18 protein-coding genes are annotated in these 20,790 nt (G+C 56.6%); 8 read left to right on the forward strand and 10 right to left on the reverse strand.

Going from position 1 to position 20,790, the window contains the following annotated elements; genetic code table 11:
- Positions 1 to 12 precede the first annotated feature (12 nt).
- Positions 13 to 1,119 carry an S-methyl-5-thioribose-1-phosphate isomerase gene (gene mtnA / locus AC0J4F_RS11150; protein WP_473026285.1) on the reverse strand — a complete coding sequence of 369 codons (1,107 nt, stop codon included), beginning with the start codon at positions 1,117 to 1,119 and terminating at the stop codon, positions 13 to 15.
- Positions 1,120 to 1,345: 226 nt separating this feature from the next.
- Here mtnA and AC0J4F_RS11155 point away from each other — a divergent pair, with 226 nt between their 5' ends.
- Positions 1,346 to 1,927, forward strand: a complete 582-nt coding sequence (locus tag AC0J4F_RS11155; protein ID WP_473026286.1) for a hypothetical protein — start codon at positions 1,346 to 1,348, stop codon at positions 1,925 to 1,927.
- 14 nt (positions 1,928 to 1,941) lie between these two features.
- On the opposite strand, the gene AC0J4F_RS11160 is transcribed toward AC0J4F_RS11155, so the two are convergent.
- The 3 genes from AC0J4F_RS11160 to AC0J4F_RS11170 all read right to left on the reverse strand — a co-directional run bounded on the left by AC0J4F_RS11160 (position 1,942) and on the right by AC0J4F_RS11170 (position 5,117).
- A complete protein-coding gene (locus AC0J4F_RS11160; protein WP_473026287.1) occupies positions 1,942 to 2,523 on the reverse strand; it encodes a hypothetical protein in 582 nt (193 codons plus the stop codon).
- Positions 2,524 to 2,624: 101 nt separating this feature from the next.
- Complete coding sequence (locus AC0J4F_RS11165; RefSeq protein ID WP_473026288.1) at positions 2,625 to 3,551, reverse strand: metallophosphoesterase family protein; 927 nt, start codon at positions 3,549 to 3,551, stop codon at positions 2,625 to 2,627.
- Between the two features lie 591 nt (positions 3,552 to 4,142).
- Positions 4,143 to 5,117, reverse strand: a complete 975-nt coding sequence (locus AC0J4F_RS11170) for a glutathione S-transferase family protein (RefSeq protein ID WP_133945918.1) — start codon at positions 5,115 to 5,117, stop codon at positions 4,143 to 4,145.
- A 377-nt stretch (positions 5,118 to 5,494) separates the two neighbouring features.
- On the opposite strand from AC0J4F_RS11170, the gene AC0J4F_RS11175 reads away from it, so the two are divergent.
- Positions 5,495 to 5,992 (forward strand): GNAT family N-acetyltransferase, encoded by a 498-nt coding sequence (locus AC0J4F_RS11175; protein ID WP_473026289.1) that lies wholly within the window; start codon positions 5,495 to 5,497, stop codon positions 5,990 to 5,992.
- Between the two features lie 99 nt (positions 5,993 to 6,091).
- Here AC0J4F_RS11175 and AC0J4F_RS11180 read toward each other — a convergent pair whose 3' ends face one another.
- From AC0J4F_RS11180 to AC0J4F_RS11195, 4 genes are read right to left on the reverse strand one after another with little or no spacing between them, the layout of a single operon-like run.
- Positions 6,092 to 8,167 (reverse strand): hypothetical protein, encoded by a 2,076-nt coding sequence (locus tag AC0J4F_RS11180; protein WP_133945922.1) that lies wholly within the window; start codon positions 8,165 to 8,167, stop codon positions 6,092 to 6,094.
- An 8-nt stretch (positions 8,168 to 8,175) separates the two neighbouring features.
- On the reverse strand, positions 8,176 to 10,995 hold the full coding sequence (locus AC0J4F_RS11185) for a DUF4159 domain-containing protein (protein WP_473026290.1): 2,820 nt from the start codon (positions 10,993 to 10,995) through the stop codon (positions 8,176 to 8,178).
- A 3-nt stretch (positions 10,996 to 10,998) separates the two neighbouring features.
- Positions 10,999 to 11,922, reverse strand: a complete 924-nt coding sequence (locus AC0J4F_RS11190) for a DUF58 domain-containing protein (RefSeq protein ID WP_133945926.1) — start codon at positions 11,920 to 11,922, stop codon at positions 10,999 to 11,001.
- 35 nt (positions 11,923 to 11,957) lie between these two features.
- On the reverse strand, positions 11,958 to 12,977 hold the full coding sequence (locus tag AC0J4F_RS11195) for an AAA family ATPase (RefSeq protein WP_133945928.1): 1,020 nt from the start codon (positions 12,975 to 12,977) through the stop codon (positions 11,958 to 11,960).
- 251 nt (positions 12,978 to 13,228) lie between these two features.
- Between AC0J4F_RS11195 and AC0J4F_RS11200 the strand changes: the two genes are divergently transcribed.
- The 5 genes from AC0J4F_RS11200 to AC0J4F_RS11220 all read left to right on the forward strand — a co-directional run bounded on the left by AC0J4F_RS11200 (position 13,229) and on the right by AC0J4F_RS11220 (position 17,271).
- Positions 13,229 to 13,846 (forward strand): DUF1285 domain-containing protein, encoded by a 618-nt coding sequence (locus AC0J4F_RS11200; protein WP_473026291.1) that lies wholly within the window; start codon positions 13,229 to 13,231, stop codon positions 13,844 to 13,846.
- Between the two features lie 53 nt (positions 13,847 to 13,899).
- Positions 13,900 to 14,550: a CoA pyrophosphatase gene (locus AC0J4F_RS11205; protein WP_420340138.1), complete on the forward strand. Its 651-nt coding sequence runs from the start codon at positions 13,900 to 13,902 to the stop codon at positions 14,548 to 14,550.
- Positions 14,550 to 14,810: a DUF6111 family protein gene (locus tag AC0J4F_RS11210; RefSeq protein ID WP_133945935.1), complete on the forward strand. Its 261-nt coding sequence runs from the start codon at positions 14,550 to 14,552 to the stop codon at positions 14,808 to 14,810. The genes AC0J4F_RS11205 and AC0J4F_RS11210 overlap by 1 nt, the downstream gene beginning before the upstream one ends.
- A 4-nt stretch (positions 14,811 to 14,814) precedes the next feature.
- Positions 14,815 to 16,062: a CCA tRNA nucleotidyltransferase gene (locus tag AC0J4F_RS11215; RefSeq protein ID WP_473026292.1), complete on the forward strand. Its 1,248-nt coding sequence runs from the start codon at positions 14,815 to 14,817 to the stop codon at positions 16,060 to 16,062.
- Positions 16,063 to 16,149: 87 nt separating this feature from the next.
- Entirely contained in the window at positions 16,150 to 17,271 is a 1,122-nt protein-coding gene (locus AC0J4F_RS11220; protein WP_473026293.1) for an HD-GYP domain-containing protein, read from the forward strand.
- Positions 17,272 to 17,306: 35 nt separating this feature from the next.
- Here AC0J4F_RS11220 and hemF read toward each other — a convergent pair whose 3' ends face one another.
- Both hemF and AC0J4F_RS11230 read right to left on the reverse strand, forming a co-directional pair.
- Entirely contained in the window at positions 17,307 to 18,233 is a 927-nt protein-coding gene (hemF, locus tag AC0J4F_RS11225; RefSeq protein ID WP_473026294.1) for an oxygen-dependent coproporphyrinogen oxidase, read from the reverse strand.
- Between the two features lie 51 nt (positions 18,234 to 18,284).
- On the reverse strand, positions 18,285 to 18,755 hold the full coding sequence (locus tag AC0J4F_RS11230) for a tRNA (cytidine(34)-2'-O)-methyltransferase (RefSeq protein WP_133945944.1): 471 nt from the start codon (positions 18,753 to 18,755) through the stop codon (positions 18,285 to 18,287).
- Positions 18,756 to 18,887: 132 nt separating this feature from the next.
- Here AC0J4F_RS11230 and AC0J4F_RS11235 point away from each other — a divergent pair, with 132 nt between their 5' ends.
- On the forward strand, positions 18,888 to 20,765 hold the full coding sequence (locus tag AC0J4F_RS11235; protein WP_473026295.1) for an ABC transporter ATP-binding protein: 1,878 nt from the start codon (positions 18,888 to 18,890) through the stop codon (positions 20,763 to 20,765).
- The last annotated feature ends 25 nt before the right edge of the window (positions 20,766 to 20,790 follow it).

The following is a 20,790-nucleotide window of genomic DNA, read 5'->3' on the forward strand; positions in this document are numbered from 1 at the left end:
CTGCATTTTCGATCAAGCATTCTTTTGGACCCGCTCCGGAAACGCATGGGCGATCGCCTGCCGGTTTGCGTCCAGAACACCGCGTTCGGTGATCAGGCCGGTCACGAGATGGGCGGGGGTTACATCGAAGGCTGGATTGCCCACTTCGGAGCCCTCCGCAACTATTTGGACGGTCTCCAGCGCGCCGGTGGCCGTGCGGCCCGTAATCCAGCTGACTTCATCCCCATTGCGTTCCTCAATCGGAATATCGCGCACGCCATCGGATAGGGAAAAGTCGATGGTGGGCGAGGGGAGCGCAACGTAAAACGGCACATTGTTGTCCTTGGCTGCCAGCGCCTTCAAGTATGTGCCGATCTTGTTGCAGACATCCCCGGTGGCTGTTGTCCGGTCTGTACCGGTGATGACAATGTCGACCTCTCCATGTTGCATCAGATGGCCTCCGGCATTGTCCGCAATGACCGTGTGAGGCACCCCGTGATGTCCGAGTTCCCAGGCCGTCAAGAAGGCCCCCTGGTTCCTCGGCCGGGTTTCATCCACCCAGACATGAACCGGAATACCGCCGTCATGGGCTATGTAGATGGGTGCTGTTGCGGTCCCCCAATCGACCGTCGCAAGCCATCCGGCATTGCAGTGCGTTAAAATGTTGATCGGCTCACCAGGCCTTTTGGTTTTGCCGAGAGCCGCGATCAACTCCATGCCGTGCATACCGATTGAGAGATTGATCGCGATATCCTCATCGCAAATCTCATTTGCCAGAGCGTAGGCGGCTTCTGCCCTGTTTTCAGGAGGAACCTTGATTAGGGATCTCCGGCACCTCTCCAGCGCCCAGTTCAGATTGACTGCAGTTGGGCGTGTTTCCAGAAGCACGGTACAAGCCGCCAGCAGGGACACGTCTGACGGATCCTCGTGCATGGCGAGTGCCACACCATATGCAGCTGTTGCGCCAATGAGCGGCGCACCGCGCACCTGCATGACGCGAATCGCATGTGCCGCTTGGGCCATCGTGCGCAGTTGAACGGTCTCAAAGGTAAATGGAAACTTCGTTTGGTCGATAGTCTCGACCGTGACACCGTCATCTGCGAGCCAGATCGTCCGGTACTTCTCTCCGTCGACATTCATGGCGGCGCCTCCCAAAAAACCGGATTTCTCTTTGAATAACGCAACATGATGGCGCAAACCAGCCAGCCTTCGCTGGTCTCAGGGTTAAAAATCGCTTAATCTTTGTTAACCATCTTTGCGCGATTGGCAGTGGATACCCGGCAAAGAGGAATGGCGTCGCGGCCACACCCGGTTAAGACTCAATTAAGACTTGGTGGACCCGACGAGAAAACGGAGCTGGTACTCAATGGCTGAAATGCAGGACAATGTGGTTCCGCACACGCGCATGCGATCATTGCGCGATGCCATCCGCAAGGTGCAGCTGGGCGAAGTGGAACGCTCCGATGTGGTTGTTGAGCTGCAAGACACTGAACGTGCCCGGCTCGACATGCTTGCGGACGAGTTGAAAGACGTTTTCCAGGAAATTCCGGAAGATGACGATCAGTTTTCCTTGCAGATCATTTCCGGCTCGACACCGCGTCTGTGGATCGATGCGACCAGCCATGTGGCTGTCGCCGGGGACCGCCGCACTTACCGTTTCCTGAAAGACACGCGCCTTGGCCGGGTTGTTATTCTGGAGACGGCCAATATCGACGATATGGCTGATTGCCTGACCGAGTATATCGCGGAGCGCGTTCTTGAGCGCGAGAAGGCGCTAGAAGGCGACTGGCTGAACAACCGTTTGCGCCAAGTTGCGATGGAATCCAAAGTGGTGCGTGTGAAAGAGAGCCATACACCTTGGCTGCCGGTCGCCGGCGCTTTTGGGATCGGTCTTGCGCTTGGCATCGTCGGTCTGATCGGCTTTGCTTGGTTTGCCAATCCTCTGTGACACATGGCTTAAGACTAGTGATACTGAAACTTTTCGAGGCATTGTTCGGAGAACAAATTTAACTTCGTCAAGCGTTTCATCATTGTCATGTGTTCAGAAGTCATTGCTGATCTGTATCCAGCCGAATCAATGAATTGAGCGATCTCGTCGATGATGCTCTCCGGGATCCTCTTGCGAAACACTTTTGAATCGCAAGAATAATTTATTATTGTTTCGATATCATTTGTGTGTTCGAAGGTTTGTTCCTCCAGCTTGGTTGGTTCTTGAAGTATTTTCCTGATTTCGATTGCAGCTGTATCGCCTGCGAGAAAACCGTTTGCCAACGACCCAAGGATAAATGAGATTTTGTCGAGTGGCTTACCATTCAACCCCTCGAGGTAATTTGTGTCCGTTAAACGGAAGCCTGCATTGCCCGGTACATAAGTGCTTGTAACACTCTTTGGTTCGATGCCGGAGAATTGATCTATTATTCGTTCGTCATATTTTTCTTCCCGGCTCCCAAACAGGCTAAGCGATGATAGGTGGCTGTAGCCAACGCTTGCAACGACGAGGGCTACCGGGCAGATAATCAAAAATGTCCTGAAACTGAAATTCACCTTAAATCCTAGTTTTTATTATGTTTGTCTAAATCTAGAGTTGCATATGTTGGTTAAGTATTTTTGAAATTTTAGCCAGCGAGCTTACGCAGGTTGTGTTTCTAAGTTGAGGGTACAGCAATGTCCCGTTGCAAAAGTGGTTTTACAGGTCCGCCGGTTTCTTCAAACCCGTGCTCTTCCATTAGGCATGTCCAGCCGTCAGTTTGCCTGGCAATCGAGAATAAATTATAGCGGGCAGCCGGTTTGTGACCGCCCGGGGCGCTGGTCGCTGACGGCACGCCAATGACCGGCACGGGGCCGTTTGGCCCCTCGATACTTTCAAAACTGTCGATATGCGTATGGCCGTGCAGGATCAGTTCGGCCCCGGCACGCTTGACGACGGTGCGCAGCCGGGAGGCATCGGAGAGGCGTTTGTGCCATTTCGTTGCGTTCTTGAATGGCGGGTGGTGAATGAGAACGGCACGAAACAGATTTTCTTCCGCAAGTTCCTCCAAAATCGCCCGCAAGCGGCGGCTTTGTTTTGTTCCAACGCGCCCGGAGGCAAACCAAGGCGCCGTTGCCCGGCCAGTGGTGACGCCAATGATTGCGACATCGCCGCGCTTGCGCACATAAGGAAACGTTGCCTCTGAGCCGACTTTTTCAGAAGGAACATCGTCTTCGCCATCGCCGCGCATAAAGGGCCACCATGCGGTTCGGGCTTTTTTGACAGCACCGCGGACATAGGCATCGTGATTGCCCGGAACCACGGAGACCTGATCGGGCGGACCCAATTCGTCCAGCCACGCACGGGCACCGCTAATTTCAAGGGGGAGCGCGATGTTGACGAGGTCACCGGTCACCGCGATGTGGTCCGGCGCTTGCGCCTTCATGTCCTCGACCAATTGTTCCAGGTGGTTGCCGCCCATGATTTTGGAGCGGTTGCGTTGCCAGTTCAGATAACCGAGCAAACGCTTGGAAAACAATTGAAGGAGCTTGGGGTCCGGAAGAGGACCCAAATGGGGATCGGAGAGATGCGCAAGCCTGAACATGGAGGCGCATCATCAAAGCAAAAAGCGCCGCGTCAAGGAAAAATGAGCGGCGCCAAGCGGATAGTCTGCGAAATGTCGTTGGGAGGAGATTACTTCGCAGATTTTGTTTGTGTTTTTGTCTGCCGAGGGGCTGAACCCTGGGTCTGAACGGTCCGGGTACCTTCGCGGAGACTGGCTCCGACTACATGCACAAATCCAAACATGGCACAGAATCCAACTTGGCCGGCAACTGCTTGATCAGTTGGTCGGGAACGTGGTCAGAGATGCAGCGATCCGCGGATTGCTGGTGTCGATAGCCGGTTTCCACTGGTAGTTCCGGCGACGCTTCTGAAAAAGAGTCTTGAACATAACGCTGTCCTTTGAGTTGTCGGGGGTGGGCAATCGGCTGCCCTAATCGTCATCAATCTGCCTCTTATATAGGCGTGCGGTGCACAAAGGAGGAGCGTTATTCCTTCGGGGCTGCCCTGCGCGGATTGCATGGGTTAACGAAGCGTTCCCAAAGGCTTGCAAAATGCGGACAAGGGCAGGACGACGGTTGTTGCGCGTCGTCCTGCCTATTTTGCAGCAAATGCTCGTTGAGCTGGTCTTCAGTTAAGCTGCCGCCTTGAACCGGTCCCTGTCATGCGGTGCCAGGAAATCGAGATCCGGCCCAACCGGCACAATCCGGTGCGGGTTGATCGTTTCGTGCGAGCTGAAATAGTGCTGTTTGATGGTCGCCATATCGACCGTCTCGGCAACACCTGGATACTGATAGAGTTCTCGCAAGTAATTGAAGAGGTTGGGGTAATCGGCAATCCGGCGGATGTTGCACTTGAAATGCGTCACGTAGACCGGGTCAAAGCGCACCAGTGTGGTAAACAGGCGCCAATCGGCTTCAGTCAAGACCTCACCTGCGAGATAGCGCTGTTTTGACAGGCGGACCTCTAGATCGTCCAGCGTTTCGAAAAGCGATGTAACAGCTTCCTCGTATGCCTCTTGTGTGGTGGCGAAACCGGACTTGTAAACACCGTTGTTCACGGTGTGATAGATGCGCTCATTGACCGCGTCGATCTCAGCGCGCAGGGTTTGCGGATAGTAGTCGATCGTTGAACCGGTCAGGTGATCGAACTCGGTGTTGAACATCCGAATGATTTCCGCCGACTCGTTGCTGACAATGGTTTGTTGCTGCTTGTCCCAAAGGATCGGCACGGTGGCCCGGCCTGAATAGGTCGGGTCTGCCTTGACGTAGACCTGCCACGCGTAGTGCGCGCCAGTGAGCGGCTCTGTTTCTCCAAACTCCCAACCGTTTTCCAGCATCAGCGGCTGGACAGCAGAAACGGAAATGTAGTCGTTCAGCCCTTTCAGGGTCCGGAAGATCAAGGTCCGGTGCGCCCATGGGCAGGCATAGGAGACAAACAGATGATACCGGTTGGCTTCGGCTTTGAAACCGCCGTCGCCCGTTGGGCCGGGGCTCCCGTCTTTCGTGATGAAATTCCGGAATGCGGCGTCCTTGCGCACGAACCGCCCGCCTGTTGATTTGGTGTCATACCACTGATCGTGCCACACGCCGTCGACGAGCGTTCCCATACCGGTCTCCTTGGAGTTTGTTCTACGATATAGGTTGTGCCGTGATGGCAAATTTCAATCAACTGAATGGACTGTCCCTCTCCGGTGAACAATTGGATGTTCGCAAAACGTAGTCTATCCCGTCAAAAAGTTCTGGACCGGCAGGAGCCATGCGTGGTACGCGCTAGCCTCTGTTTGAAACCGCACGCAGATTCCACCTGCGCAGCGCGTAAGGAACTTCGGGATTGATGAGCACAGGTCACATGCTCCGACGACGAACCAGCCGACGAGGAAACTCTCGTCTGCACCGTCGCGGCTGACCTATTCCCGATAACTCCGACAAACAGGGATACCGGCAGGCGCGCAATCGCCACATTTTGCCAGCTGGAACCAATCCCATGAAACAGACCTCTTGGGTCATTCGTCTCGAAGACGCCACCGACGACACCGCAATTGAAGACCTGCAAGCAGAAGCTTTCGGGCCTGGCCGGTTTGCACGGACCGCTTTCAGGATCCGTGAGAACGTCCCTCACAGGCAAGATCTTGCCTTTGTCGGCCTGTCCGGATCCAGGATTGCAGGGTCTGTCCGTTTGAGCCCCATCACGATCGGTGAGACCGACGCGCTGCTACTAGGGCCGTTGACGGTGTCTCCTGATTTCAAGAACCGCGGTTTGGGCAAGGCGCTCATGTGGACAGCCCTTGAGGCTGCAAAGGCGGCTGGAGACGAATACGTGTTGCTGGTTGGGGATGCGCCTTATTACAGCCCATTCGGCTTTGAACAGGCGCCTTTCGGCAGCATTACCTTGCCGGGCCCGGTCGACCCACAAAGGCTCTTGATTGCACGCCTGCAGGATGGGGCGCAGCCGACCGGCGCAGTTCAGGGCAAGGCTGCATAGAGCACGTCGCGAATAAGCATCATCGCTCAACGTGCTCAAAGCAGTAATTGTTGACGCATTTTCGGCCGTGAAACCTGTGTCGATTTGCTCAGAAACGCTCTAGCGGCCTTCCCGGTACCAGGTTGCCGAGACGGCGCCCAGAAGGATGGCCAGACCAAGCAGTCCGATGAGGAGCGGGAACCGGTCGACACCATTCAACAGGCTGGCTTCGGTTTGTTTGAGGCCGATCCAGCCGTTGCCTTCGTAACTTGCCGACTGGCGCATGGAGATGACGCGCGGGAGATCTATATCACCGCCGACATCCCTTAGCCGTTGGACAGCTCCGCCTGTTGCATCGGCCACGGGTGACAACACCTCGGTGTCAGAGAGAACGTTGGTGTACTCCCTCGGGTTTTGCGGGCCAACGTGAATAAGGGCATTCATCTCACCATCTGTAACGGAGAAGAGGCCAGTTTCCGTCACGGGGGAGGAGCCGCGCCATAGACCAGGCTCTTGCTCTGTCATGGCGAGGTCAACGCTGTCACCTGTGGGCGAAACGACAGTCACCTCATTGACCGTGTCCCCAAGTGTTTGCCGTTCGACTATCAGTTCAGGGCCGCGCAGGGACACATTGAGTGCTTCTTCGTCAAGATCCGGTTCCTGCATAAGCCAATGGGCAAGGCGCCTCAGCAGCGGGACATGCGGGCCGCCGCCCTCAAAGCCGCGCGCCCACAGCCAGACATGGTCTGAAAGCAACATGGCGACGCGGCCTTCGCCTTCCCGGTTCAGAACCAGAAGCGGCGTTTCGCTTGGACCGGACATCAAGGTCTGGCCGCCGTCCAACTCGGTATCGACCACGCGGAACCAGCGGCTCCATCCCGGAGGATCTTGTTCGGCACCCGGCAGGCCCCGGGTTACTGGATGCCGCTCGCCGAGGTTGGCAAGGGTTGCGTAAAAAGGCTCTTCCAAAATGGCTCCAGTCGGACGGGCCGGAAGAATAGGGGCAAGTGGCGTTCTATAAAGGCTGCCGCCTTCTGCGTAATCAGGACCACCGGCCAACAGGACAGCCCCTCCATCACGCACGTACCGCGTGATGTTGTCGAAATAGAGCATCGGCAACACACCGCGCCGGACATAGCGGTCGAAGATGATCAGATCGAACTCATCGATCTTGACCGAAAACAGCTCCCGGGTCGGAAAAGCGATCAGGGACAGCTGGTTGATCGGTGTGCCGTCCTGCTTTTCAGGCGGGCGCAAAATGGTGAAATGAACGAGATCAACAGATGCATCGGATTTCAGGAGATTGCGCCAGGTACGTTCTCCAGCATGCGGAGACCCGGACACCAGCAGCACCCTCAGGTTTTCGCGGATTCCGTCCACGGTTACGACAGCCCGATTGTTCAGCGTCGTAAGTTCGCCGGGCAGGGCCTCTGCCTCGATTTCGAAGATGTTGTCGCCGCCATGGGCGATCTCTACCGGGATGTCGATCTTCTCCCCTGTCCGCGCGGTGCGCAGGGTGACGACATCACCGTCCCGTTTTATTGTCAGGTTCACCTGATCTCCGGGGCCGGTTCCCAATCCTTGATCGACAACGGTGAGGCTGATGGTCTGTTCAGAACCGACCAGGCCGAAGCGCGGAGCCGTGTCCAGAACGATCCGGCGGTCGCGTTCATCCGCAGTCCCGGTGATGAGGCCGTGAACAGGGGCATCGAAGCCGAGCGCTTCTGCGTTTTCCGGGATATCGTGGATCTGTCCGTCGGTGATGATGATTGCACCACCAACCCTTTCAGGCGGAACATCTGCAAGCCCGTTTGCGAGGGTCTGGAAGACTTCCGTCCCGTCTCCGGATCCTGAGTTTCGGGCTTCGAGCAGCCGGAGGTCAAACCCCTCCAGCTCCGCGATACGTGACTGAATTTCCTCTGCTGCTGCAGTGGTCGTTTCTTCACGGTCCGCAAGCCGCTGGCTTTGGCTCTTATCGACCACAAGCGCTACGACGCTGGACAAGGGTTCTCTGTCTTCGCGCTCCACAGCCGGGTTGGCGAGCGCAAGCACGAGTAATGCCATGGCCAAGGCCCGCAGCACCCAGCCGCGCAAGTTGATGATGCCGAGAAGAACGGCAACCACAACAGCAATCGTGCCGGCGGATATCAGAACCCATTGCGGCACGAGCGGGTCGAATGAAATAGACCAGTCCATCAAACCTCCTATTGCCCGAGCCGTTCCAGCAGAGCTGGAATATGGACCTGGTCAGCCTTGTAGTTTCCGGTGAGGCTGTACATCACGATATTAACGCCCGAACGGAAGGCATAGTCCCGCTGGATTGGGTTGTTTGGCACTGTCGGGAACATGAATTCGCCCGTCGGCGTGATCGCCCAAGCCGATGCGAAATCATTCCCTGTAATCATCAGCGGAGAAACGCCATCTCCCGCCCGAACCGGGCGATCACCGCGGGCAGTCGCTTCATCAAGACTTTCCACCCACAACGGGCTGGTGGAATAACGACCCGGAAAAGTGTCGAGCAGATAGAACGCTTTCGTGAGCACGTGATCCGGCGGGACAGGTTCCAATGGAGGAACATCGAGATCCTCCAGGATCTCACGCAGTTTCAGAGTTGCAGGTGTCGATCCGAAACCGGTTGTCGACGCGTTGATATGATCTCGTGTGTCGAACAGGATCGTGCCGCCGTTGCGCATGAACGTGTCGATCCGGGCAATCGTCTGGTCGCTCGGTTTGTCGGCCGAAGGATCTATCGGCCAGTAAAGCAACGAGTAGAAGGCCAGTTCGTCACGGGCAATGTCGATGGCGACTGGAGCGCCGGGTTCCAGTGCAGTGCGTTCGGATAAAAACTGCGTCAGGCCGGCAAGACCGGCGGCACTTGCATCATCAACCTCTGGGACACCCGTCAAAACATAGGCCAGCCGGGTTTCGAGGGTGGATTCCAAAGCTCTCAAGTCATCAGACGAAGACTGCGCATATGCGTCTGGAACACCTGCCGGGCTGAGGAGCGCTGTTGCCAACGCTGCCGCACCGATGACACTTGCCATCCTGGTCTTCAGGCGCAGACGGTTCAGGCCGCCCGCAAGCACAAACACGGCAATGGCGTCCGCAATGATCAGCAAAAAGGCCAAAGTGAAGAATAACGCTCTCAAGTCCAGTGGATCCGTTGCAGGATAAGGCGCTGTTTCCGCGTCTGGTCCTAGCGCTTCGATGCTGAGGGGTTGCAGTGTATTCTCAGCGCGCATCAGATTGAGGGCCCGGAAGCCATCTTCGCTGCCATAAAGACCCGGTGGCGTGCGGCGGCTGGCAGAGGCCTCCCGGAAATTGGCGGCGCTCACCGGTGTGACATCGACAGGAGGCGCGCCGAAGCGGCCATAGCCGTCGAGTAGGCGCAGAGGCGGCAGAACGCTGCGGGCCGGTTGCCCATCCTCGGCTGTCTCTGATGCCTGAGCAACATTGGAAACTGACAATATGCGCCGCAACATGTTCAGGAAAACGCCGGAGAGCGGCAAGTTGGACCAGGAGGAATCCGCAGTTACATGGAACAAAACAATACTTCCGTCGCCAGATTGCGCTGCGGTGACCAACGGTGTGCCGTCTTCCAGCATCGCCCAGGTGCGTTTCGGCAGGTCCGATGTCGGTTCTGCGAGCACCTGTCGGTTTACCGTCACCTCAGCGGGGATCTTCAAACCAGAAAACGGAGAGGCATCTGGAAACGGCGCCAAATGCTGAGGTTGCTTCCAGGAGAGTGATCCGCCGAGCGACCGGTCTCCAGATCTGAGGCGGACAGGGATCAGCTCGTCCGTGCCGCCTGCTGTTCTGGGGCCTGCGAAGCGGACAAGAGTGCCTCCGCTTTGGACCCACTCGCCAAGTTCGATCGCGGTGGTGTCTGGCAGCCTCCCGACATCCGCAAGGATGAGCACTGAAATTCCCTGGTCGATCAGTGATGGCACTGCGGCTGCAATATCGCTGTCTCGCGGCCGGCGGATGTCGGAAAACGGAGCGAGTGCCCGCTCGAGATAATAAAGAGGTGAGAGAAGCGGTTGATCAAGGTCGCCGGATTGTCCGGAGATCAAGCCGACGGTTCGGCGGCGCCAGCTGTCGTCAACGAGTTGCACGGCCCCGGCTGCCTGTTCCCCTGCAATTTCAACGCGGGCGATGTCGTTTCTGAGTTCGCTTGGGAGTTCGAACCGGGCTTCGGTCTCAACATCCCCGCTGGCAAACGTCGCCGTCGATTCCGCAAGGACCAGACCTTTCAGATCGAGAGCCCGCACATTGACGACCGATGTAGTGTTCTCAGGGTGACGGACCACATCGACGCTCAGCGCTTCAGTATCGTTGGCCAGACCCTTAAGTCCAAGCGGTGTTTGAAGTCCAGTCAACACGGTCACCGGGACGCCTTCTGTCAAGGACGCCAGAGTTTCCAGAAACGCATCATTAGTGGCCGTACCATCAGAAAGCCAGACGACCGCACCCGGAGGTGTATCCTGTGCGGCCTTTCTGAGGCCAATGCCCAGCTCACTTCGCAGAGGCGGGTAGGGGCGGGGTTCGAGCGCACGCAGAGTTTCAAGTGCTGCCGCCGGGCTTTCGGGAACAAAGCTTTGGTTTGGACCTTCCGCGGTGGCGGCAAACATCACCGGCTGTCCGTTTTGCTCTGCCTCGGTCAGAATGTTTTCAGCGGTTCGAACCTGATCCTCCCAAGAGGTCGCTGAGGTCCAACCGTTGTCGATCAGGAGCCACATAACGCCGTCCCGGCTCGCAACTGGTTCCTGCGCGCGCCAGACAGGGCCGGCAAGTGCAAAGATCAGGATTGCCGCCAAGAGCAAGCGCAGCAGGGTCAGCCACCATGGGCTGCGCTGCGGTGTTTCGTCGTGCTCATCAATGTCCAGCAATAGCCGGGTGGGCGGAAACGCGATCTGTTGCGGCCGCGGGGGTGTCAAGCGCAACAGCCACCAAATCACGGGAAGCAGAGCCAGTGCAGTCAAAACCCACGGCGCGGTAAAAGTCAGTGGTAAACCGGCAAACACGGATCAGGCGCCCCCCCGCGGCATTGTATCGAGGTTGCCAGAAAGCGCGCTATGGAGGACCAGCAATGGCTCGGCGGCTGAATGGTCTGTGTGATGCAGGACGTATGTCCACCCCGCGCGGCGTGCCATGTCGCGGATTTCAGCGCGATGTGCTTCAAGCCGTTTGTGGTATTCCTCCCGCCATGTTTCGGCGCGGCCTGCAGTTAATCGGATGCCGGCTTCCGGGTCGTTGAATTCAACACGGCCGTCGAACGGAAAGGTTTCTTCTATCGGGTCCAGAACCTGAACGATGTGCCCACGGGCGCCGGTCCCGGCGACTTGGGCGATCCAGGCAGCAATATCTTGAAGCGGATCCAGGAAATCGGAGACCAGAACAACATCGGCAAAGCGTTTGACGCCAGTCGGGTCGGGCAAGGCAACCGGCTTAGACAAGTGCGTTAGGGCGTCCGCAAGCCGTTCAGCGGCTCTGCGATCTGAAAATGGCCGTGTCACGCCGGTCAAACCAATGCGCTCACCAGTTTCTGCGAGCATATCCGCCAATGCCAGAATCAGGACCAGAGAGCGGTCCCGCTTGGTCACCTGAGACAGCCGGGATTGAAACTCCATGGACGAGGAGAGATCGGCCCAAAGCCAGACGGTATGGGCTGCTTCCCACTCCCGTTCCCGGACATAAAGATGGTCATCCCGGGCAGACCGGCGCCAGTCAATGCGTTTGGCCGGCTCTCCCATATTGAAGGGACGGAATTGCCAGAAGCTTTCGCCGGGTCCGGCTCTCCGCCGGCCATGCCATCCTGCAATGATGGAACTTGCAACATGGCTTGCCTCAACAAGAAGGTCAGGGAGCGCGTCGGCGACTGACCGGGCGTCGCCGATGATGTTCGGCCAGTTTTCCTGGTCCAGTTTCACACTCTCCGTTGATGATGCCATGATGTCGGGCGGCTCCCTCGCGTTCGAAATTTGCGTTATGCGATTGTTTCTTTCACCCGCTGGATCACGTCCCTCACGGTATGCCCGTCGGCCCGGGCAGCAAAGGTGAGGGCCATCCGATGTTGCAGGATTGGCTCTGCCAGAGCCAGAACATCATCAACTGACGGTGCCAGCCGGCCATCAACGAGCGCGCGGGCCCGGACGGTCAACATCAGGGCCTGGCTGGCGCGAGGGCCCGGTCCCCAAGCAATCAGCTTTGTGAGATCGGAATTTTCGTCCGAGCCGCCCGGTCGGGCCGAGCGGACAAGCTTCAAGATGCTTTCAACCACCGATTCACCCACCGGCATGCGGCGGACGAGTTGCTGGAATTCCATGAGCTCCTGGGCGGTGATCGCGCTATGTGCCGTTGTCTGTTCTGCTCCGGTCGTTTCTAGGAGAATGCGGCGCTCGGCTTCCAGGTCCGGATAATGCACATCAATCTGCATCAAGAACCGGTCGAGCTGGGCCTCCGGCAATGGATATGTGCCTTCCTGTTCCAAAGGGTTTTGGGTCGCAAGAACATGGAACGGCCGCGGGAGATCATGCGGATGACCCGCAACAGTCACATGATACTCCTGCATCGCCTGAAGGAGGGCAGATTGGGTTCGCGGGCTGGCGCGGTTGATTTCGTCGGCCATCAGCAACTGCGAGAAGACCGGGCCAGGAATAAATCTGAAAGATCGTCCGCCGCTGGTATCTTGTTCCATGACTTCTGCGCCAAGGATATCTGAAGGCATCAGGTCTGGCGTGAATTGGATCCGCCGTGCATCCAGTCCCAGAACTGTTCCCAGCGTTTCGACCAGTTTGGTTTTCGCAAGACCCGGCACACCGACGAGCAGCCCATGTCCGCCGGCGAGGATCGTCACAAGTGTTTGTTCAACAACGTTCTCCTGGCCGAAGATTATCTTTGCGATATCGGCCTTAACTTCTGAAATGCGTTCAACGGCCCGTTCGGCGCTTTCGGCAACAGCAGCGAGATCTTCTTCAGAAGGATTTGCGGGAGAAACGACGCTCATTGATCACCTGTCCTGTTGCTTATCTTGCTGATGCCTGCCGGGTAGCTCGGTGGGCGGCCAAATTTTTTCCGTTAACCCAGTCTGACACCATATAATTCAGTAGATAAGGCACAATTGTGCGCCATACAGTGGATAGGTCCAAGATTCTTTTCTTCGCTGCGGCATAAACGCAAAAATTGCGATTGCTGTGCCAGCTGGGATTGGCGTTGGTTTAGACGCGGACTAGGTAGGATTCCGGATCACAGATTCGGATGTCTGATGGGACGGGGAGTGAAATGACATCGCAAGCCAAACCAGAGGCTACTCTGCCGGATGGCCTCAAAGCCCTGATGAGCCGCGCTGGTTCAAAAGACAAGGCGCCGCCGCCGGTGGACAAGTGGAACCCGCCTTTTTGCGGCGATTTGGATATCCGGATTGCGCGCGACGGAACCTGGTTCTATCTCGGCTCGCCAATTGGCCGGAAGCCATTGGTCGAGCTGTTTGCGTCTGTCCTGCGCAAGGATGAAGATGGCAAGCACTACCTTGTAACCCCGGTCGAAAAAATCGGTATCACGGTCGATGATGCTCCGCTGCTGGCTGTGGAAATGGTTGTGGAAAATGAAGGCGCGGACCAGCAACTCACCGTGCGCACAAATCTCGGTGATCTGGTCCGCATAGGACCGGATCGGCCACTGCGTTTTGAGAAGGAGCCGGACAGCGGTGGAATAAAGCCCTATATTATTGTCCGCGGACGCATTGAGGCGCTATTTACCCGCGCACTCATGTATCAGCTGGTTGACCACATGGCCGAACGTCAAGGAGAGGCCGGTTTGGAAACAGGAATTTGGAGCGGTGGTCAGTTTTTTGCCGTTGACCCGGAGCTTCTGTAATCGCTCTTTTTATCCAATTGCCGATTTGATGAAAGCACCCCATATCAAGCGCAATGACCGCTCCAACTGATACATCTGCAACCAAATTGACCGACTGGTCCCAGCATCTGGAAGAACGGCTTGCATTGGCAGCGAGCGTGCCCACTGAACGGGAAACAGGCGACCACATATTGAACCCGGATGTCGGGCCTTACGCCTTTTGGAAGGGACCACCGAGGGACGCTGCCGTCTTGATCGGTATCCGCAACACCGCAGCCGGCCCGAGCGTTGTTTTGACCCAGCGCACACCGCATCTCAAATCCCATGCTGGGCAGGTGGCGTTTCCAGGTGGCAAAATTGATCCGGACGACAACGGACCGGTCGAGGCAGCTTTGAGAGAAGCGCAGGAAGAGATCGGTCTGGATCCCGCCCAGGCACAGCCACTTGGACATTTGGCGCCTTATCTAACCGGGTCGGGATATCGGGTCACACCAATCGTTGCAGAGGTGAGGGATCCCGTTCGGTTCATTCCGAACCCGGACGAAGTTGAAGATGTTTTCGAAGTTCCCTTCGAGTTTCTTATGAACCCTGCCAACCATCAAAAGCTGAGCCGCGAGTGGCAGGGGAAACGACGCTACTTCTATGCAATGCCTTTTGCCGGACGTCATATCTGGGGCGTTACAGCAGGCATTATCCGCTCATTATATGATACGGTGTACCGCTGATGCTTCGCATTATCCTGACACAACTCTTCCTGTTTTTGCTGCCGTTTGCTTGTTATGCGTGCTATCTCTGGCTGTCTAAAAAGGGTGATAATCCGGAGAGCTGGTCACGCGGGCCGGTCGCCTGGTTGACAGTCGCAGGCCTCTTTTTGACGATCTCCGGATTTGTTGCCGTAGCGCAATTCAATAGGGCTCCAGAAGGCACGCAATACAGGCCGGCAGAATTCCGCGACGGCGTACTCATTCCCGGGCGGTTCGAATAAGTTCATGAAAGATAGAGCTGAAGACATTCTCGCTGCGGCCAATTGGTTGCGGTCGCCAGGCATCCAGGCTGTGTTTTCGGCTCTCAATCGCGACAATGACGGGGCGCGTGTGGTGGGCGGCGCCATACGTAACACTCTGTTGGGACATCCAGTTCCCGATATCGACATCGCGACTACTGCGACACCGCAGGACGTCATGCAGCGGGCCGCCGATGCAGGATTAAAACCCATCGGCACGGGGATTGATCACGGCACCATAACCGTGATCAGCGACGGATTTCCTTACGAAGTCACCACGCTGCGCGAGGATGTTGAAACCTACGGCCGCCAGGCGAAAGTGGTGTTTGGGCGTGATTGGAAAAAGGATGCCCTGCGGCGCGACTTCACAATGAACGCGCTTTATGTGGACAGTGTCGGGAAGTTGCACGACCCACTGGGTGGTCTGGAGGATTGCCTTGCTAGGCGTGTCAGGTTCATCGGTGATCCTGATATGCGGCTGCGCGAGGACTATCTTCGCATTCTCCGCTTCTTCAGGATCTACGCGGCCTATGGCGATGGGGATATGGATGCCGAAGGCCTCGGTGCCTGCCTGCGCCAGCGCGACGGTTTGCGCCACCTTTCCGCTGAACGCATTGGCCACGAAATGCGCCGTCTCGTCTCTGCTCCGAAAGCAGCGATCGCGGTGCGGATGATGAATGATTGCGGCCTTTGGGAAATCGCAACGGGCGGCCTTGCAAAGATCGAGGATTTTGAAGCGTTTCGCCAACTGGATGCGCTCGCGCCTGAAACACAGGACCCGGAGGTTGGCCTGACCGTGCTGTCAGGTTTTGTCCGCGAAGATGTCGATCGCGTTGCTGATCGGCTGCGGCTGTCCAATTCAGAGCGTAAAAGAATGCAAATCTGTTGGGAGGCTTACAAAACGTTCCGGCAGTCGGACCAAATGCCGGATCTCAAAACGTTGCTCTACACCCATGGCCGCCAAGGAGCTATTGATGGGCTGCTGGCTTACTGGGCAGCTTATGATGCGCAAAAACGGTCGGGAGATCGGCCAGCTTTTGAAGACGCGCTTTTAGAACTGAAATCCCTCGAGGTGCCGGTTTTTCCTTTGAAAGGCGCGGACATGATTGCGCTCGGACATCGTCCGGGCCCGCAAGTTGGCAAGGTTCTCAAAACTCTGGAGAAGATCTGGTGCGAAAACGGTTTCGCCCTAAGCAAACAGGATCTTCTTGCACGTTTGGAGAACCGCGCTTAGCGAATTGATAAGAGTCCTTGGATACCTTTTCCCGATGAGTTCCTTGGGGTTATCACCCCTGCCGTGGGTTCTGTTGGGAAAGTAGAAATGCCGCATAGCGAAGTCATCTTGATCTCTGATGGGCCGCTGCCTCTGGATTCTCCGGTTCGGAAAATTCCGTTCTTCTTCCGGGCGCGCCTGATCGATATGGCAAAAGTCTCTCCCAAGACTGCGGGTGAAGCCTCCGTTGCGATTATCGAACTTCTCGGTTCCAGCAAGCCGGGCATGTCGGCTCTGAAGTCATCCTGGGGCAGCATTGCGGAGATCCCGGTAATTGGCATCATCGACAAGTCTGATCGGCGGGAGGTAACCCAAGCGGCGGCGCTTGGTGAAATGGACCTTATAGATCGAGAGGCACCGCTGGCGTTGCTCCTTCATCAGGTTAAAAAATATCTGAAAACCGATATTTTGAAGGACTTGCCAAAGGACACTCCAGAACGGACTGCAGAAGCTTTCTCCAAAGCGAACGCGTTTCTGGAAACGCTTTGCATGTCTGCAGTCAGTGATGCGTCGATACAGATCCGGGCGATGGAAGACAGCGCCAAGGATGCGCTTTCGGCGATTGACCTTGAAGGCTTACTAGCGTGGATGCAGGCGGTCGAAAGCCATCACAGCCCGACGTACAGCCATTCTTTGAAGGTTGCGGGTTTGGCGGGCGCATTTGCGCGGTACCTGAAATGGTCAGAAACTGATTGCCGGGAGATGGTCGCGGGCGGGCTGGTTCATGACATCGGCAAGATGCGCATCCCCTTGACCATTCTGGACAAGCCTGGACGCCTGACCGATGAGGAGCGCTCTCTGATCGCCAAGCATCCGGTGTTTGGCCAGGAAATACTGAAGCCGCGTCTTGAGGTGCCTTACGAAATCAAGCGCATGGCTATCCAGCATCATGAGTATCTGGACGGCAGCGGGTATCCAAATCATCTCAAAGCGGACCGCTTGTCTCAAAAAGTCCGCGTCATGACGATTTGTGACATCTTCACCGCCCTAACAGAAGAGCGCGCCTATAAGGAGCCAATCCCTCCGCGGCAGGCAATCGCCATGATGAAAAACATGGGGCCGAAGCTCGATCAGGACCTGCTGCGTCAGTTTTCAGACATGATCCTGGATCGCGTTTTTGCAGAACTGTCGAAACCCGTCTCTGCCGCAGGTGGGGACGCTGCTGCTTAAGCAGCGCAAGGACCATTTTCTCGAACTAGCTTTGCTTAGGGCCATTTCACAACCGGTGGCATGGAAGACAGGATTGAGGCGACATTTCCGCCGGTCTTCAAGCCGAAGATTGTGCCGCGGTCATAGAGAAGATTGTACTCCACATACCGGCCCCTGCGGATCAGCTGCTCTTCGCGCTGGGCATCTGTCCAGGAGTTTTCATAGTTTTTGCGAACGAGCTCAGGGTAGACCTTCAAAAAAGACCGGCCGACATCCTTGGTGAACGCGAGATCCGCGTTCCAATCGCCACTGTGCAGATAGTCGTAGAAAATTCCGCCAATGCCGCGGGGTTCGTTCCGGTGTTTCAGGAAGAAATACTCATCACACCAATCCTTGTAAGCCGGGTAATCAGCAACGGCATGGGGCTCGCATGCTGCTTTCATGGCCTCATGGAAGGCAACCGTGTCAGGATCGTCTTGTGTCCGCCGGTCGTCCAACACGGGTGTCAGATCAGCGCCGCCCCCGAACCACTGGCGGGTTGTAACCACCATCCGCGTGTTCATGTGAACTGCCGGAACGTTTGGGTTCTGAGGGTGCGCAATCAGGCTGATGCCGGAAGCCCAGAACCTGGGATCTTCGCTGGCACCTGGAATTTGGCCGCGGAACTCTGGAGAGAACTCGCCGTGGACGGTGGAAATATGGACGCCGACTTTTTCAAAGACACGGCCATGCATCATCGACATGACGCCGCCGCCGCCCTTTGCGCCTGAACTGTCGGTCCGTTCCCAAGGGGTGCGCTCGAACCGGCCCGCAGGCAAGTCACTCAGCGGTCCATTGAGTTCGCCAATGTCGTCTTCCAGTTTTTCAAACGCTGCACAAATCTGATCCCTGAGATCCTTGAACCACGCGGATGCTGTCAGCTTCTTGTCTTCAATTCCCTCAGGAATCGGACCGTCGCGTGATTCTGGAGAGGGTGCTGTCATCTGATTTGCCTCGACATGAAGAGCCCGCGCTGGAAATGCACAAGCGTTGGATTACCTTGATGTTTTAGGAAATGCCCGGGTTTGCCGCAAGGCCTCTCCCAAAACCATGCCGCAGGACACAGCTACGTTAAGGGATCGCATGCCCTCGGCCATCGGGATGGTCAGCCGCGCATCTGCCAGCTGATGGATTGCATCCGGTGCCCCGGTGCTTTCGCGGCCCAGAAGCAGGATATCATCTGCTTCAAATTCAAAACCCGTGTAAGCGAGTTCTGTTTTGGTCGTCAGCAGTATGAGGCGCCGTTTATGTGTCTGGCGCCAGTCGTCGAACGCCTCGAAATTGAGATGGCGTTTCAGGGCAGCCCGTTCCAGATAGTCCATCCCAGCGCGTTTTAATGCGCTGTCGGACAGCGGAAATCCCGCAGGTTCGATCAAATGCACCGCCACACTCATGCAGGCCGCGAGCCTCAGCATGGTTCCGGTGTTCTGCGGGATGTCTGGCTGGTAAAGGGCGATGTCGGGCATGTCTGCTTCTTGTCTTGACGGTTCATTGCCTCCTAACAGGAGAAGGCCGTCCTGTCATGGGCCGTGGCCCATTGAGCAGTTCCAAGCGTAGTATTAACGCAAGAATCGCCCGCCACCCATTTGGACATTTCAATGATTGCTTTGTTCCGGCTTTTTGAATCCTGGATTGATCCGTTCCGGCCTTTGCCGTCTGAAGCCATGCCCAAAGGCGGTGTTGCGTTTCTTCTGTTCTTTCTGAAGCAGGCGCGCTGGCCGTTCTTCCTGATGCTGATTGTCGGCAGCCTGACAGCCTTTGTCGAAGTCACGCTGTTCAATTTCCTGGGCCATATTGTTGATTTGCTCGACAGCAGCGACCGGGAAACGTTTTTTGCCGAGCACGGCTGGACCCTGTTCGGCATGGCGTTCTTTGTCTTGGTGGTGCGGGCCGCCACCAATACGCTCATGGCGCTTTTGGAAGAGCAGACCATTGTTCCGGGGTTTTTCAATCTGGTCCGTTGGCAGGCGCACCAGCAGGTGATGCGCCAAAGCATAGCGTTCTTTCAAGATGATCTTGCAGGCCGCTTGTCGCAGAAGGTTCTCCAATCCGGTATGTCCGCCGGCGACTTCATGGTGAACCTCCTTCAAGTCGCCTGGTTTATTGTGGTCTACGCCCTGACAACGTTGGTGCTCGTCGCTGACCTTGACTGGCGGCTTGGGGCGATTGTCGCTGTCTGGCTTGTCTTGTTTGCCACCACTGCACGGGTTTTCGTGCCGCGCGTGCGAAAGGCGGCAAAGGACACAGCCAATGCTTATTCCGGCGTCTCCGGACGCCTGGTCGACACCTACAGCAACATTCAGTCCGTCAAATTGTTCGGTTCTCTGAAAGAAGAAAACCGGGGCTCCAGATCCGCCTTCATCCGCTTTATCGGTCAGCTCAAGACCTTCACCCGCCTGCTCACCTCAATCCGCGTCGTGATGAGCCTTGTCAACGGCGCGATGATCGTCGCAATTGCCGGGATGGCGCTGGTGATTTGGCGCGATGGCGGCATCAGCACGGGGCATGTGGCTTTTACGCTCAGCCTGATCCTGCGCCTGAATATTTTGCTGAACCGGTTGTTCAATCAGCTGAATGGTCTGTTCCGGAATTTCGGAACCGTCCAGGACAGTATGGAGGCCATCGTCAAACCCGTGGCCGTTCAGGATGAGGACAATGCGCCACCTCTATCTGTGGACTACGGCGCGGTTGAATTCAAAAACATCACCTTCCATTACGGAAAAGCAGGCGGCGTTATTGAGGATCTGAGCCTTAAGATCGCGCCCGGAGCGCGTGTCGGTGTGGTCGGACCATCGGGTGCGGGAAAGACAACGCTGACCAGTTTGCTTCTGCGCTTCTATGATGTGGAGGCAGGCCAGATCCTGATTGATGGTCAGAATATCCGCTCGGTGAAACAGGAGACGCTCCGGCGGGCTATCGGGATGGTGACACAGGATCCGTCCCTCCTGCACCGGTCCATCCGGGAGAACATTCTTTATGGACGGCCTGAGGCGAATGAAGACGAGCTGCGCGATGCGGCGGAGCGCGCACACGCACTTGAGTTCATTGAAAACCTCGAAGACAAATCCGGGCGAAAAGGTTTTGACGCTTACGCCGGAGAGCGCGGCGTCAAACTGTCGGGTGGTCAACGCCAGAGAATTGCAATTGCCCGGGTTCTTTTAAAAAACGCCCCAATTCTGGTGCTGGATGAAGCCACATCTGCGCTCGACTCTGAGGTGGAGGCTGCGATCCAGGAAAATCTGCAGCAATTGATGGCAGGCAAGACCGTGATTGCAATTGCGCACCGCCTGTCAACAATCGCTGCGCTGGACCGTATGATCGTGATGGACGGCGGACAGATTGTCCAAGAGGGGACCCATGACAGTCTGTTGAAGAACGAAGATGGATTGTATGCGCAGCTCTGGCGCCGGCAATCAGGCGGCTTCCTTCAGGCAGGATTGTCGGCCGATGAACGGGTTAATTCGAGCCCGTCTTGATCTGTATGAATGCCGGTGGCGTAGA

It is taken from the genome of Roseibium sp. R5, from assembly GCF_055755305.1.